Source organism: Myxococcus llanfairpwllgwyngyllgogerychwyrndrobwllllantysiliogogogochensis, assembly GCF_006636215.1.
Classification (GTDB): domain Bacteria; phylum Myxococcota; class Myxococcia; order Myxococcales; family Myxococcaceae; genus Myxococcus; species Myxococcus llanfairpwllgwyngyllgogerychwyrndrobwllllantysiliogogogochensis.
This window is the reverse complement of the sequence record NZ_VIFM01000009.1, coordinates 14,622-29,806: the sequence shown is the minus strand read 5'-3', so window position 1 is coordinate 29,806 and position 15,185 is coordinate 14,622. Positions and strand designations below refer to the sequence as shown.

Sequence of the window (15,185 nt, the reverse complement as noted above, 5' to 3'; positions counted from 1 at the left end):
TGAAGAGAGGGTTCAAGCCATGGGACGCGCGAGGCCGCCCTCGAGCAGCATTCGCAGTCGTCCCGCCTCGTCGACCGCCGCGACGGTGCCGCATTGGAGGATGTCCCCGTCCAGCCGGGGACTCAGCGCCTTCAATGACAGTCGCAGCGGCGCATCCGTCTTGCCCACCAGTCCCCGGTCGAAGGTGGCTCGTTCGAACTGGATGGGCGCGAAGACGGCGCTCGACACGCCATCCACGTGCATCGCGCTCAGGCGCAGCGCCGCGTCCAGGACGAGCGCTGGCACAGCGGTCCCCGCGTCTTCTCGCCGCGCTGGCAGCCCCACGCTCGCGAAGCGAGCCGAGCGCTCCAGGCGGATGTCCTCCAGGCAGTCGAACATCTTCGACAGCTCGATGGGCCCTCCTCGCGCGCAGTGGGGATCCTCCGCGGAAAGCCCACGCCCCGAGGGGGTCGCCGCATCGAGCCCCGGGGTGCCTCGGGGCGGCTGGGCCGACAGTGTGTAGCGGGCTTGCGCGAAGACGAGGTCTCGTTCGAGCACCACGCCGGAGGCATGGACGATGTCGCCCAGCAGCTTCACCCGCACGCAGTGACGACCGGGCTCGTCGGTGAGCTGGGTGCACTCGGCCCGCAGGGCCTGATGTCCACCCGGCTTCACGCGGATGAAGCGGGAGAACCTCACGTCCTCGATGGTGACGGTGCGCAGCTCCGGTCGTCCGTCTCCCAACGCGGCCCGCAGCATCAAGTCCAACGCCCAGGCTCCGGGCAGCGTGGGCGTGCCTCGGACCAGGTGGTCTTCCAGGCATGGCACGCTCGCGGCATCGACCATGAGGTCCTTCAGCACGGCGGACGGCTCCGTCGCCGGCGGGGGCTCCGCGGGCAGCAGCTCCAGTCCGTAGTAGGAACGCTCGCTCTCCGTGAGCTGCACGTGGATGGACTCACGCAGGGGGCCTTCGAGGAGTTGGAGGAACAGTGCCTCGCCCTCCTCCGCGCGAATCCCACGCAGCTTCCGGCTGGCGCCGAGCACGCGGTACTCGGAGCCTCGGGTCATTCCGATGCCATCCCAGGCCAGCCACCCCACGCTGCACCAGGGCACGTCGGGATGGGCGTCGCTGGACCAGGCGCACAGCCGGTCCAGGGCCTCGTTCGCCGCTCCGTAGTCCGCCTGTCCGTCATTGCCGATGAAGCTGAACGCGGACGTGAGGACATGGAATGGCACGGGACGCGCGAAGCGGCTCGCGCAGGCGGCGTGCAGGTTGCGGAGCCCGAGCAGCTTGGTGTCCAGGTTCGTCCGCAGCTCCGCGAGGCGTCGGCGGTTCAGCTTCTTGGACGTCTGCGTACCCGCCCCATGGACCACCAGGTCCAGACGCCCGTGCTCTCGCGTGAGTTCGTCCATCACCCGCGCGACGTCGCCGGGACTCGTGACGTCCGCGACGCGGTAGACCATCCGGCCTGGCAGCCGCGCGAGGCCCACCAGGGTGGAGCGCAGCTCCCGGACCGCGAGGTACCGTTCGAAGCGCGCTCGCAGCTCGGGCATCCGCGTGCCCGGCTTCGCCGCGAGCTCCGAGGCGTAGAACTCCCGCTCCACGACGGGGAGCTGTTCCTCCGCGGCGTGGAGCACTCGCTCGGGAGCGGCCTCCGGGTCGCTTCGTCCCAGGAGCACCACCGTGCATCCGTACCGCTTCAGGAGCGCCCCGGCGAGCACCGCCGTGACACCTCGCCCTCCGCCGGTCAGCAGGACCACGGAGCTGGCATCGAGCGTGGAAGCGCCCTTCGAGGGGATGGCCGAAGGACGGAGTCTCCGGACACATCGAGTCACGCCGTCGAAGCAGACCTCGACCGACGGACCACCCTCTGCTTCCGAGCCCAGTTCGGACAGGGCCTGCGCCAGGGCTTCCGGCAACAGTCTCCGGGAGGTGGCGATGGCCCGGACGTTTCGCGCCGGCACCTCGCGAGCAATCGACTTGAGCATTCCCGCGAACAGTCCCGTCACCGGGTGCAGGACACGCCGAGGACCCACGCCTCCCACGCACAGGCTCGCGAGCTCCACCTCACCGGCGAGGAGTCCTTCGTAGGAGCGCCGCGCCGCGAGGAAGAGCAACTCCAGCGCCTCATGGCTCAGCGCCGTGTCGGAGACCACCTCGGCCTCGCTCGCGTCCGGCTCGATTCGACTGACAGCGAGGATGAGCTGGGGCGAGAAGCCCAGCGCTTCCAGTGCCGCGTCGGCCGTCTCTTCGCGTGTCAGGTCGATGCCGCGAACCCGCCCCGTTGCTTCCGAGGCGCCCGCGAAGAGCACGAAGTACCCGGGCCCACACAGTCGGCGCGCCTGCGCCTCCAACTCGTGAGCCTGCGCTTCGTCCCCAGCGATGAAAAGGACCCGACGCCCTTCGAGCCGCACGGGCCGCGTCGACCGGACCTGCTGCTCGACGAGCACTGGCGTGTAGTACCCAATCGGCGCGCTGTGGTCGAAACCACTCGTCGACTCGTCAGTCGCCACCTCACCAGGCTTCGGGGGCGGTTGTGCCAGGGACAGATGCGCCTCGGCTTTCGACTCCACCGGGTGGACGGACGCTTCCGGAAGGAGCTGAAGCTCCAGGCGGGCACCGCTCGCGGCTTCGGGATGGAAGCGCAGCGTGGTGGGGCGTCCCTCCGCGGCCGTCTGCACGGCGCGCAGGACCGCCAGGGCCTCTCGTGCCGAATGCGGTGGCAACGACTGGCCTGCTTCTTCTCGCGAGTCCGTGGCCTCCGACATCCGGAGGCGGCACAGCACCTTGAGCCCTCGCTGGGCGGCCTTCTCGGCGGTGGTGACCGCGAGCAACGCCAGGCCCTCCTCTGGCTGGGACCCACTGGCGACAGCCCCTGGACGAAGGACGTGCGCGCCGCCCACGAGCACCAGCTCGAAGCCCGTCTCCAGCACTCCGCGCGCGGCCTTCAACGCGGCGGCCAATGAAGCGCCTCCGGCATCCACCACGAAGTTGGGCCCCTTGACGTCCAGCGCCCCCGCCACCCGTCCCGGCGTGACGTTCGCCATCATCCCTTGCAGCGTGTAGGCCCCCGAGGGACGCAGCGTTCCCGTCACCACGTCATGGAAGCGCTCCGCCAGCGGTAGCAACGCGGCCTGCTCGGGAGCCTGAAGGACACGCTCTCGCAGCTTGCGGCGCGTGGATGCGGCCAGCACGCGCTGGATGGCCTCCACCCCTCGGCGGGTCTTCCCTTCGAGCCCCAGCACGATGGCCGTCCCCGTACGCAGCCCATCGAAGCCCTCCAGCTTCTGGACGAGCGCGCTGGCCGCGGTGAGCGCGAGCCCCTGCGTCAGGTCCATGTCCTCGGAGATATCCGGCAACAGCCGCACCGACGACGGCAGACGGAAATCCTCTCCGTTGAAGCGAGTGCCAACCTCGGATGGCACACCGACTCGCGCCACGCCGTTCGAGTCCGGGAACACGCCCTCGGCGGCCACCACGACCAGCTCGCTCCGCTTGCCAGCACGCGCCGGGAACCTCGGGAGGACGGGCCCGCCTCGGTACTCCTCGAGCACCAGATGCGCATTCGTTCCCCCGAAGCCGAAGCCATTCGTGGCGGCGCGGCGCGGATGCACTCCGTTCTCCGGCCAGGGCTTCTCACGCAGGCTCACCTCGAAGTCGGAGCCCAGTGCGCGCAGCTCCGCGCCGGGTCGCTCGAAGTTCGCCTGCCTGGGGATGAGTCGATGTTCCAGCGCCTTGCACAGCTTGATGACCGAGGCCGCTCCCGCCGCCCAGCCCACATGGCCAATCAGCGCCTTGACGCTGGCGAGTTGGATGCCCTGGCGCTTGCCTCCGAAGACGCGGGCAATCGACTTCAGCTCGGTGGCGTCACCCGCTGGCGTGGCCGTGCCGTGTGCCTCCAGGTACTGGATGGTCGCGGGGTCGATGTCGGCCGTCGTGTAGCAGGCGGTCATCGCCGCCACCTGTCCCTCGACGCGCGGGACATTCGCGGAGCTGCTGCGACCATCACTGGAGAGCCCCGTGCCCCGGACGATGGCGCGGACCTGGAGTCCCGCCGAGAGCGCGTCCGACAGGCGCATCAGGCCCACCACGCCCGCGCCTTCGCCGAAGATGACGCCATCCGCGCGCTCGTCGAATGGGCGGCTCCCCGTCGCGGAGAGTCCATTGAACTGGGAGAAGAGGCAGCTGTTGCCGGGGCCCGGCGAGAAGACGCCACCGGCGAGGACGAGGTCCGCATCCCCCTGCTGAAGCGACTTCATCCCCAGCGCGATGGCGTAGAGCGATGATGCACACGCGGCATCGAGCAACACCGTGGAGACTCCGCGCCCGACCACATCCGTCACCACCGTCTGGAGCGTCGGATGTGGCGCGAGTTCAGAGGACCGGGCCGTCACGCCCATCACCGAGCGCGCCGCCTGTGCCAGCAACGCGAGGTCTGGCCCCAGCATCCCCTTCGCGCGGAGAAGGGACTCGCCCGCTTCCAGGCTGAGTGCCGCGTCGTACTCGGAGGACCCTTCCGCCGTGGAGCCGAGCAGGCACTGGATGCGTGCGGGTGAGCGCGCGGCGAACTCCTCCAGCCCCACCATCCCCTGTGCGAGCGCGATGGCCAGGAGCTTCTGTTCCCGGACGTACCGCTGGAAGCGCACCGGGTCGATGCCTCGCGGTGCCACCAGGTCAGCGTCTCGAACCGCGCCTGTGAGCAGTGTGTAGGCTCGGTCCGGCGTCCCCGTGGGTCCGACGAAGTCCGTCATCAAGGAAGGCTCGTTGGCGCCCGGATCGACGATGCCACTCACGCCCTGTCGGATGTTGCGCCAGTAAGCCTCCGGGTCCGTCGCGCCGCCTGGGAACAAACACCCGAGGGAGACGATGGCAATCGCCGGGTCTTCCCCTGCGGCCTCGCCGCGCCCTTGGGCCTGTTCCATGGCAGCAACCTCCGAGGGAGGCATCCGCGCCTCACCTCGCGCGCGGGTCTGCGCCGAGGGAGCAGCCCCCGAGGGTGGCATCAGCGCCTCGCCACGACGACCAGCCTGCTCCACAGGAGTCCCTTCCGAAGGAGGCATCCGCGCCTCTCCACCTGCATGGGCTTGCCCCATGGCAGCAGCCTCCGAGAGAGGCATCAGCGCCTGACCCCGAGCACCTGCCTGCTCCACGGGAGCCCCCTCGGAAGGCAGCATTCCGGAAATGGCGCTGACCTCGGTGACGGATGCCGAGGGCAGGATGCGCTGAACGATGCGCGCCAGTCGCCCCTCCGTTCCGCAGTCCAGGAAGCGGGTGCAGCCCGAGCGAGACAACCACTCCACTGCGCCCAGGAAATCGAACGGATGCACCAGATGTGACGCGAGGGCCTCCGCCAGCTCGCCCGGTGCGCCCGCATACACACGCCGTTCGATGGGCGAATAGATGGGCCCGCGGGGCTCCTTCATCGCGACGCGTGCGAGCGCGGTGCGAAATGCCTCCGCCGCGAGCCGTAGCCCTGGATGGTGGAACGGATACCGACTGACGACGAAGGTGAACCCCTGGCCCCGCTGCTCCAACCAGGACCGAAGCCGCTCGAGTTCCGCGCGAGCCCCCGCGACGACGGTCTGCTTCGCGTGGTTGCGTCCCGCGATGACCAGCCCGGCCGCACCACAATCGCTGATGGCGCGCGCGGTCTCCGCCTCTCCCAGCGCGACAGCGGCGAGCGTGCCCAGGTCGTCCGACACCAACTGGAGTGCCTGGCTGCGCAGGCACACCACCTCCGCGCCCCCACGCAGGTCCAGCGCTCCGGCCGCGGTCATCGCGGCAATCTCCCCGAAGCTGTGCCCCACGAAGATGTCGGGGCTCCGCCCCTCGCGCATCAGCCACCGGGCACCGAGCACCCCCGCCAGGAAGATGCCGAGCTGGTCCAACCGGGGCGATTTCTCCAGCGCACGCCGCACCTCGTCCGCGTCGCGCGCCGCGAGCAGGGGCCCTGCGTCGAACCCGTGACGCCTCGCCACCTCCTCAACCGCCGCGAGTTCATCGCGCAGCTCCGGCTGCAAGAGCCTCAGTCGAGCGAACAACCCAGGCTCGAAGGAGCCCTGCCCGGCGAAGAGGAACGCGGTGGCCCCCGTAGGAAGCCTCAAGGTCGGCACTTCCTTCCGCCCTTCTGGAGCGAACCTCTCGGATGCCAGTGCGACGTCCATCGAGCGGGCCGCACCCACCGTGACCGGTCCAGCGAGGAGCCCCAACGTCGGCGCGTCCTTCCGACCTTCTGGAGTTGCTGGCGCGATATCCACCAGGCGGGCCGCCCCCAACGTGGCCGCGTCCGAGAGCAACTGCTTCGCCAGCCCCCGGACGCCTTCCGAGAACAGCTCCGCGATGGCGGAGCCTCCCTTGAGCGCGCGCTCACGGAAGCTCATCGCCGCCGAGGGCTCGAACATGCCAGCCAGCGACTCGAAGCACGGACGGAACGATTCGGGGAACGGGCACAGGGCTCCGGTCTCCTTGTCGGCGCAGAGCACCGTCTGGTAGCCGCAGGCCACGGGCGTGCCGTCCTGCTTCAACGTCCGGAAGCAGAAGCGGACCGACACCTCGCCCCGCTCCTCGAACGAGGTCAGCACCACCAACCTGTCACCCAGGTTCGCGGGCGCGAGGTTGCGCGAGTACCCCTCGTACGTGAGCAGGAGCACCCGGTCGAAGTCCCGACGGAACTCGGGCACCTCGAAGAAGTGCGGGCTGAACAGCAGGTGCTCGCGCCCCGCGCACTGGAACTTGAAGTTGGTGAGGAAGTGATGGCTCCCGTAGGCCATCGTGTCATCGAAGTGGATGACGTACGGGACAGCGAAGTAACCCATGGCGTTCTCCCCGTCGAAGGTGTTCAGGAGTCGAGGGCGAGCAGCGCCCGTACATCGTGTCCGTTGGAGGGCTGCCGGCCGACGGGCAACAGGCCGTCCACCGTGCCGGAGAGCCCGCCGTCCACCACCCAGATGGCTCCGTTCACCCGCTGCGTCTTCGGCCCGAGCAACAGCTCCGTCACGTCGGCCACGTCGTCCGCCGTGCAGAGCTGCCCGCCGGGCGTCGCCGCCTCCCAGCGCGAGACGCGGCCAGGGGCGTTGGGGAACATTCCCAGCAGCTCACCGTGCACCGGCCCCGCCGACACGCAGTTGGTGCGAATGCCCTCGGGCGCCAGCTCCGCGGCCAGGTAGCGCGTGAGGGACTCGACGCCCGCCTTCACGACCCCCTGGCAGCCCAGGTCATGCATGTACCGCTGGGACATGGACGTGGACATCGTGACGATGGCCCCGCCTCCTCGCCGCGCCATCAGCGGACGTGCCCGCATGGCGCACTCGTAGGTGCCGGTGACGCACGTGCGGAACGCCTTGTCCCAGTCGCGCGGCGCAATCCGGTCGAACGGTCCAATCAGGCCGTTGGACGCGTTGCACACCAGGAAGTCCAATCCACCGAGCCGCTCCTCGATGGAGGAGAACAACCGCTCCAGGTGCTCCTCCTGCGCGACGGACCCCCACAGGTGCAGCGCCTTGCCTCCCGCCGCGACAATCTCCTGGGCCGTCCGCTCCCCTTCGTCCCGGGAGTGGAACGAGTTCACGACCACCGTCGCCCCCGCGCTGGCCAGCCGCATGGCGACCACCTTGCCAATGCCCTTGCCCGAGCCCGTGATGAGCGCGACCTTCCCCTCGAACGGAAGCCGAGCCACGACAGGCGGCGGCGAGGCCCGCACGGACTCCTCTACTGGGTGACGAGGAGCGGTCACCGTCCCTCGCGACGCACGAATCGCCTCGCAGATGGCGGAGAGCGTCCGCAGCCGCTGGGAGGGCTTGGGGCCCACCTCCAGCCCCAGCTCCTTGACGAGCACGGCCAGCACCTCCGCCTGCTTGACGGAGTCGATGCCGAGCTCGTCCTCCAGGTCCGCCTCCAAGGTCAACAACTCCACCGGATAGCGCGTCACCCGCGCGAACACGGACCGCACCTGCGACTCGAGGTCCGACGACTCCATGGACGCGGGAGAAACCACCCGAGGTGGGACAGCGACGGGAGCAGGCGCCGCGACGGGAGCGGTGGCTGCCGGTGGAATCGGCGCGACGACCGACGCGGGCGCCCCTTCCGCCAGCAACTCCACCACGCGCTCGGAGATGGCGCCCAGCGTGCGCGCCTTCGCCCCGCGCGGCAGCCGGTCGGCCGCGAGGTTGAACTCCCGCGCGACGACCGCGGCAATCTCAGCGAGCTTCACCGAGTCGATACCCAGCTCATCCTCGAGCTGGGCCTCCGCCGTGAGGATGTCGAGCGGATACCGCGTGACACTCGCCGCGCAACGACGAATCTGCTCCAGGACCTGAGTCAGCGACCCGGAACCCTGATGAAATGACGGGGACATTCTGAACCCTCACAATTCAAGAACCGCATGGAGATGAATGAGCCACGTGCGTTGTGCATCAGGGGTCTGACATTGCCTCTCAAACCCACCACATGCGACACGCAATCAGGAACAAACAGACTCGCGGGAATACGCACCCGCGAAAATGAATCACTCACCGCGCGCGTTCGCTCTCGTCAGCGCTGGGAGGAATTCTTCGAGAACGCCACGGCGAGGGAATGAGCACGCCGCGGAATACACACGCACGCGAACCCCTCCAGACACACGTCTCCCATCAATGGCCATACAAGGCCTGGCGGAGCGGCATCGATGATTTAAAACACATCCATCGCTCAAGCCGAGGGCTCTCGCGACAGGCCTTCCCGGCGGCACGGACCATGCCATTCACGCCAGGGAATAGAATGTCTCGCACGAGCCCCCATCAAAGTGGGGCCGCGTGCGTGTCCAGCGGGGGTGTGGGGAAGCGGTGCGGGGTGCCTAGCTCTTCGTGGCCTGCTCACGCAGACGCGCATCCTGCGCACGCAGCTCGGGCGTGAGCTCGGCACCGAAGTCCTCCATCTCGAAGACCTGTCGGATTTCAATCTCCGATTCGCCGTGCATCGGGTTCGGGCAGCGCTTCACCCACTCGATGGCTTCCTCCTTCGACTTCACCTGGAACAGCCAGAAGCCGGCCACCAGCTCCTTCGTCTCCGTGAAGGGGCCATCCACCACGGTCCGGCTCGTTCCAGAGAAGCGCACCCGCGCGCCCCTGGCGCTGGGGTGGAGTCCCTCGCCCGCGAGCAGCACCCCCGCCTTCACCAGCTCCTCGTTGTACTTCCCCATCTCGGTCAGGAGCTTCTCGTCCGGCATCTTTCCGGCTTCCGAGTCCTTCGTCGCCTTGACCAGCACCATGAATCGCATGTCGTACTCCTTCGGGTTCCCGAGGTTCGTTCGTGCCCGTTGTCCCGGGCTCTACTCCTTCGTCGAACAGGCTCGCGGGAGATCGACACGGCCTTTTAATTTTCTGTGCGCCGCCTTCAACCCCGTGAAATGACAGGCCGCCCCGCGTCCTTCTCTGGAAATTGGGGCGTGCGTCGCCAGAAATCATAGAGCCGGTCGCTCGCCCGGTCCGGTGGCGAGGAGCGCATCCCTCCCCTGAAGCGAGGGGCGCCAGCGCGTGTCGATTTCACCAACGTCCGTTCGTTCTTCCAGCACCACCCGAGACGGAAGGCCCGACAGCCCCACCGTCCCGCCACGAGGGAACCGACGACGATGCGATTCTTGATTCTGCGCAAGGCCGACGCGAGCACGGAGGCCGGTGAGGTGCCGGACGCGGCACTGCTCGCGGCGATGGGGAAATACAACGAGGAGCTGATGAAGGCCGGCATCCTCGTCGCCGGTGAGGGACTCCATCCGAGCGCCCAGGGTGCGCGCGTGAAGTTCTCGGGCGGCCAGCCCCGGGTGTTGGACGGGCCCTTCGCGGAGACGAAGGAACTCATCGCGGGCTTCACGATGATTGACGTGCGGTCGAAGGAAGAAGCCATCGAGTGGCTGAAGCGCTGGCCCTCCATCGACGGGCGCGGCGAAGTCGAGCTGGAGCTGCGTCGCGTGTACGAGCTGTCGGACTTCGACACCGGGCCCACACCCGAGCAGAAGGACGCCAACGCGCGCATGCGGGACCACCTCCAGCAAGCCGGCAAGCCCCTCACGCCTCAGGGATAACCACGAGGCCGCGAGCGGCGTGAGGGAAGAGAACGAAAAGAAGGGATTGACCCGAAAAATGGGGCGGTCCGCTCTCTTCGTTCTCTCCCAGCCGAAAGGCAGACGCCATGCAGCTTCCAGGACACCTCCCCCGGGCGACACTCATCGCCCTGGTGGCCTTCGTCACCCTGCTCAGCACCCTGCTTCCCGCTACCGCCTTCGCGGCGGACCGAGGGGCCTGGGCCCCCAATACGCAGTACACCGTGGGCGACATCGCCTCCTATGGAGGCAAGGCCTACGACTGCCGTCAGTCCCATTTCTCCCTCGTGGGCTGGGAGCCCCCCAACGTCCTGGCCCTGTGGCTGGAGCGTACGGGGAATCCACCACCCGACACCCAGGCCCCTTCCACGCCACCTTCGCTCACGTCCACGGCGAAGACCTTCGACAGCGTGTCGCTGTCCTGGGGCACATCCACGGACAACGTGGGCGTCACCGGTTACGAGGTCTTCACCAACGGCGGCGCCGCCGCGTCCGCGTCCACGTCCGGTGCCACCAGCGTCACCGTGACGGGCCTCGCGGAGAACACCACGTACACCTTCACCGTGAAGGCCCGTGATGCCGCGGGCAACCGCTCCTCTGCGAGCACCGCGCACAGCGTGACGACGTCACCCCGCCCGGCGAACGACACGGTGGCGCCCTCCACTCCCGCCAACCTCGCCTCCGCCGGCGTGAGCAGCAGCAGCGTGTCGCTGTCCTGGGGCGCATCCACGGACAACGTGGGTGTCACCGGCTACGAGGTGTTCGTCAATGGAGGCGCGTCCGCGTCCGCCACCACAGCCGGTGCCACCAGCGTCACGGTGACGGGGCTGGCCGCGAACACGACGTACACCTTCACCGTGAAGGCCCGCGATGCGGCGGGCAACCGCTCCACCGCGAGCAACAGCATCTCCGCGACGACGACGGGCACTCAGCCGGTGGGGAACAAGATTCTGGTCGGCTACTGGCACAACTTCGACAACGGGTCGACGAACATCCGGCTGCGCGACATCTCCGCGAAGTTCAACGTCATCCAGGTCGCGTTCGCCGAGCCCGTGGGCGGCGCCGGCTCCGGCAACATGGCCTTCACGCCGTACAACTCCAGCGTCGCGGACTTCAAGGCGGACGTCGCCCTGCTCAAGAGCCAGGGGCGCAAGGTGCTCATCTCCATCGGCGGAGCCAATGGCACGGTGCACCTGGATGACGCCGGCGCCCGGCAGAACTTCGTCACCACCATGCAGGGCCTCATCGACACCTATGGCTTCGACGGGTTCGACCTGGACCTGGAGGGCAGCTCGCTGTCGCTCAATGGCGGCGACACCGACTTCCGCAATCCCACCACGCCGCGCATCTCCAACCTCATCCAGGCCACGCGCCAGTTGCTCAACCAGAATGGCTCCGGCTTCATCCTGACCATGGCGCCGGAGACGGCCTATGTGCAGGGTGGCATGGCAGCATACGGCGGCCCCTGGGGCGCGTACCTGCCCGTCATCCACGCGCTGCGCGACAGACTGACGTACCTGCACGTGCAGCACTACAACACCGGGACTGTCACCGCGCTCGACGGCCGGGCCTACGCGCAGAGCACGCCGGACTTCCATGTGGCGATGGCGGAGATGCTCCTGCGAGGCTTCCCCGTCGGCGGCAATACCAGCGCGATGTTCCCCGCGCTCCGGCCCGACCAGATTCTCATCGGCCTGCCCTCCTCCCCGCAGGCGGCGGGCGGCGGGTACACCACTCCGGCCAACGTACACAAGGCGCTCGACTACCTCCTCAAGGGCCAGTCCTTCGGAGGCACCTACGTCCTGCGCAACACCGCGGGCTACCCCGGCTTCAAGGGCCTGATGACCTGGTCCATCAACTGGGACAAGTTCACCAACTTCGAGTTCTCCAACAGCCACCGCGCGTACCTGGACACCTACCCGTAGCCACGCGCCTACAGGCCCGGCGCAGGCGAGCATTGCGCCGGGTCCTCCAACGGAGCTAGGGAGGCGGTCCTCGTATGTCCGCGACCGCCGACCTGCTCGAAGCCATCCAGGAGGAAGCGCGCCAGGAGACCTGGTCCGCCGGCATGGGCCTCGCTCGTGCTGGCGCCGTCTCGGTGCAGTCCATCGGTGAAGAGGAGACGGTGCTGCGCGTGCGCGCCACCGGCCGTCCCGCGCCGGTGACAACCGTCCTCTATCCCGAGGACGAAATCTGGGAGTGCGACTGCAAGGGGAAGGTGGACCCCTGTGAGCATGTGGTCGCCGCCGCCCTCTTCCTCCACCACTCCTCGCAGAAGGCCGCGCCAGCCCGCCCCGCCGCGCCCGCGCGTCCACCCGTTTCCGCACCCGCGCGCGCGGCGGCCCCCTCCGCCCCGCGTCCCGGCACAGCGACCAAGCCGGAGCGGATGGTGTACCGCTTCAAGCGCGTGGACGGGGGCCTCCAGCTCGAGCGCCTGGTGGTCCGGCCCGACAACACCGCGAGACTGCTGGCGCGCAGCCTCTCCTCGCTGCTGACGAACCCCGTGGAGGCCGCTCGCATCCAGGTGGAGCCGTGCGACCGCGTCGCCGACGCACTGCTCGCGAAGCCCACGCGCGGCGCCCTGCCACCCGAGCGACTGGAGGCGCTGCTGCGCGCGCTGGAACCCGCGCGCACGGTGCTCTTCGACGGAAACCTGGTCTCGATATCCAGCGAGCTGCTCCTGCCTCGCGTCACCGTGGAGGACCGGGGCGAGCAGACGGTGCTGAAGGTGGACCGCGACCCACGCGCCACCGAAGTCGTCAGCCCCGGCGTGGCGGTGGGCGGTGGCATCCTCTTCCGCATGGGCGAGCAGTCGCTCACCGGCTCACGGTGGGAGAACCTGCCCCAGGAGCGCGTCTTCTCGCCCGACCAGATGGGCGACCTCACCGGCAAGGTGCTGCCGGAGATGGCGCGGCGTCTGCCCGTGGACGTGAAGAGCCAACGGCTGCCACGCATCGACCGCACGCTCAAGCCGCGAATCTCCCTGGAGCTGGACCCGCTGGGCACGGGGCTCTCCGTGCTGCCCACGCTCGTGTACGGCTCACCGCCCACGGTGCGCATCGACAACGGGCGCATGGTGTACCTCACGGGCGCGGTGCCCGTGCGCAACGAGCCCGCGGAGCAGCAGCTCATCCACGGCCTGCGCGACGAGCTGAACATGGTCCCCGGTCGCCGGGTGACGGTGCAGGGCCAGGAGGCCTTGCAGCTCGCCGACAAGCTGCGGCGCTGGCGGGGTGGGCTCACCGGAGATGCGGCGCGCTTCGTCAGTCCCGACGTGAAGCTGCGCCCCATGCTCGACGTGAAGGCGGGGACCACCGAGGCGGGTGCCCCACGCGTGGACTTCTCGTTCGACTTCCAGGTGGAGGGCGCGGGACCGGATGCGCCTCGCACGGTGGACGCGGGCGCGGTGATGAAGGCGTGGGAAGAAGGACTCGGCCTGGTGCCGCTGCAGGGAGGTGGCTGGGCTCCGCTTCCCACCGCGTGGCTGAAGTCACATGGCCAGCGCGTGACGGACCTCTTGGCGGCACGCGGCTCGGATGGACGGCTCGCCAATCACGCCATCCCCCAGCTCACGGACCTGTGCGAGGCGCTGGAGCATCCGTCCCCGCCCGGCCTGGAGCGGCTGGCGCCCCTGGTGCAAGGCTTCGAGAAGCTCCCCGACCCGAGGCTCCCGGCGGACCTCACGGCGACGCTGCGGCCCTACCAGCTCCAGGGCGTGAGCTGGCTCACGTTCTTGCGTCAGGCGGGCCTGGGCGGCGTGCTCGCGGACGACATGGGTCTGGGCAAGACGCTGCAGACCATCTGCATGGTGGGCAAGGGCACGCTCGTCGTCGCGCCCACCAGCGTGCTCCCCAACTGGCACGCGGAGGTGAAGCGCTTCCGTCCCTCGTTGAAGGTGTCCGTGTACCACGGCCCCGGACGCTCGCTGGACGAGACGGCCGACGTGACGCTCACCACCTACGCGCTGATGCGGCTGGACGCGGAAGTCCTCGGCGCGAAGACGTGGGACATGGTGGTGCTCGACGAGGCCCAGGCCATCAAGAATCCCGACAGCCAGGTGGCTCGCGCGGCATACGGGCTGGAGGCGACCTTCCGACTGGCGCTCAGCGGCACGCCCATCGAGAACCGGCTCGAGGAGCTCTGGAGCCTGATGCACTTCACCAACCAGGGACTGCTCGGCGGGCGCAAGGAGTTCGAGGAGCGCTGGGCCCGTCCCGTCGGTGACAACCACAAGGGCGCCGCCGAGCGACTGCGCGCGCGCATCCGTCCGTTCGTGCTTCGCAGGCTCAAGCGGGACGTGGCCCCGGAGCTTCCTCCGCGCACGGAGTCCGTGCGTCACGTCACGCTCAGCGAGCACGAGCGCGCCGTCTACGACGCGGTGTACTCCGCCACCCGCGAGGAGGTGGTGTCCCAGTTGGAGGCGGGCGGCAGCGTGCTCAAGGCGCTGGAGGCCCTGCTGCGGCTTCGTCAGGCCGCGTGTCATCCCGCGCTCGTCCCGGGGCAACACGCGAAGACGTCGTCCAAGGTCCAGGCGCTCCTGGAGGCGCTCGGCACGGCGGTGGAGGACGGACACAAGGCGCTCGTCTTCTCGCAGTGGACGTCCATGCTGGACCTCATCGAGCCGGCGCTGAAGGAAGCGGACATCGGCTTCATCCGACTGGACGGAAGCACGTCCAATCGCGGCGCCGTGGCGGAGTCGTTCCAGGACCCCAAGGGTCCGCCGGTGATGCTCATCTCGCTCAAGGCGGGCGCCACGGGCTTGAATCTCACGGCGGCGGACCACGTGTTCCTGGTGGACCCGTGGTGGAATCCCTCCGTGGAGAACCAGGCCGCGGACCGCGCGCATCGCATCGGCCAGCAGCGCCCCGTCATGGTGTACCGGCTGGTGTCCCAGGGCACGGTGGAGGAGAAGATCCTCACGCTCCAGGACAAGAAGCGCGCGCTGTTCGAGTCCGCGCTGGGTGGAGCCTCCGGTGGCGGCGCCATCACCCGCGCGGACCTGATGCAGCTGCTCGACTGACGACAGGCGGCTCCGTCAGGAGCCGTGGCCCCACGAGCGCCCTCCTCCACGGCTTCATCGATAACAGGGAGTGATTGACTGAGGCTCGATTAGTTCCCAACAGAATTCATGGG

General features: G+C 68.8%; 6 protein-coding genes. 3 read left to right on the top strand and 3 right to left on the bottom strand.

Going from position 1 to position 15,185, the window contains the following annotated elements:
- Window positions 1–12 precede the first annotated feature (12 nt).
- The 3 genes from FJV41_RS03825 to FJV41_RS03815 form a co-directional block, all read right to left on the bottom strand.
- Window positions 13–6,795, bottom strand: coding sequence for a type I polyketide synthase (locus tag FJV41_RS03825; protein WP_246136973.1), 6,783 nt, complete (start codon window positions 6,793–6,795; stop codon window positions 13–15).
- Window positions 6,796–6,818: 23 nt separating this feature from the next.
- Window positions 6,819–8,333 (bottom strand): SDR family NAD(P)-dependent oxidoreductase, encoded by a 1,515-nt coding sequence (locus tag FJV41_RS03820; RefSeq protein WP_141641028.1) that lies wholly within the window; start codon window positions 8,331–8,333, stop codon window positions 6,819–6,821.
- A 477-nt stretch (window positions 8,334–8,810) separates the two neighbouring features.
- On the bottom strand, window positions 8,811–9,233 hold the full coding sequence (locus FJV41_RS03815) for a YciI family protein (protein WP_141641027.1): 423 nt from the start codon (window positions 9,231–9,233) through the stop codon (window positions 8,811–8,813).
- A 351-nt stretch (window positions 9,234–9,584) separates the two neighbouring features.
- Here FJV41_RS03815 and FJV41_RS03810 point away from each other — a divergent pair, with 351 nt between their 5' ends.
- From FJV41_RS03810 to FJV41_RS03800, 3 genes are all read left to right on the top strand, one after another.
- Window positions 9,585–10,034, top strand: coding sequence for a YciI family protein (locus FJV41_RS03810; RefSeq protein ID WP_141641026.1), 450 nt, complete (start codon window positions 9,585–9,587; stop codon window positions 10,032–10,034).
- 107 nt (window positions 10,035–10,141) lie between these two features.
- Window positions 10,142–11,977, top strand: a complete 1,836-nt coding sequence (locus FJV41_RS03805) for a fibronectin type III domain-containing protein (RefSeq protein ID WP_141641025.1) — start codon at window positions 10,142–10,144, stop codon at window positions 11,975–11,977.
- Window positions 11,978–12,051: 74 nt separating this feature from the next.
- On the top strand, window positions 12,052–15,072 hold the full coding sequence (locus FJV41_RS03800) for a DEAD/DEAH box helicase (protein WP_141641024.1): 3,021 nt from the start codon (window positions 12,052–12,054) through the stop codon (window positions 15,070–15,072).
- The last annotated feature ends 113 nt before the right edge of the window (window positions 15,073–15,185 follow it).

Bases quoted from the DNA above. Each gene is read 5' to 3' on its own strand.
- FJV41_RS03825 (WP_246136973.1), bottom strand. From the start codon at position 6,795: ATGGGTTACTTCGCTGTCCCGTACGTCATCCACTTCGATGACACGATG.
- FJV41_RS03820 (WP_141641028.1), bottom strand. From the start codon at position 8,333: ATGTCCCCGTCATTTCATCAGGGTTCCGGGTCGCTGACTCAGGTCCTG.
- FJV41_RS03815 (WP_141641027.1), bottom strand. From the start codon at position 9,233: ATGCGATTCATGGTGCTGGTCAAGGCGACGAAGGACTCGGAAGCCGGA.
- FJV41_RS03810 (WP_141641026.1), top strand. From the start codon at position 9,585: ATGCGATTCTTGATTCTGCGCAAGGCCGACGCGAGCACGGAGGCCGGT.
- FJV41_RS03805 (WP_141641025.1), top strand. From the start codon at position 10,142: ATGCAGCTTCCAGGACACCTCCCCCGGGCGACACTCATCGCCCTGGTG.
- FJV41_RS03800 (WP_141641024.1), top strand. From the start codon at position 12,052: ATGTCCGCGACCGCCGACCTGCTCGAAGCCATCCAGGAGGAAGCGCGC.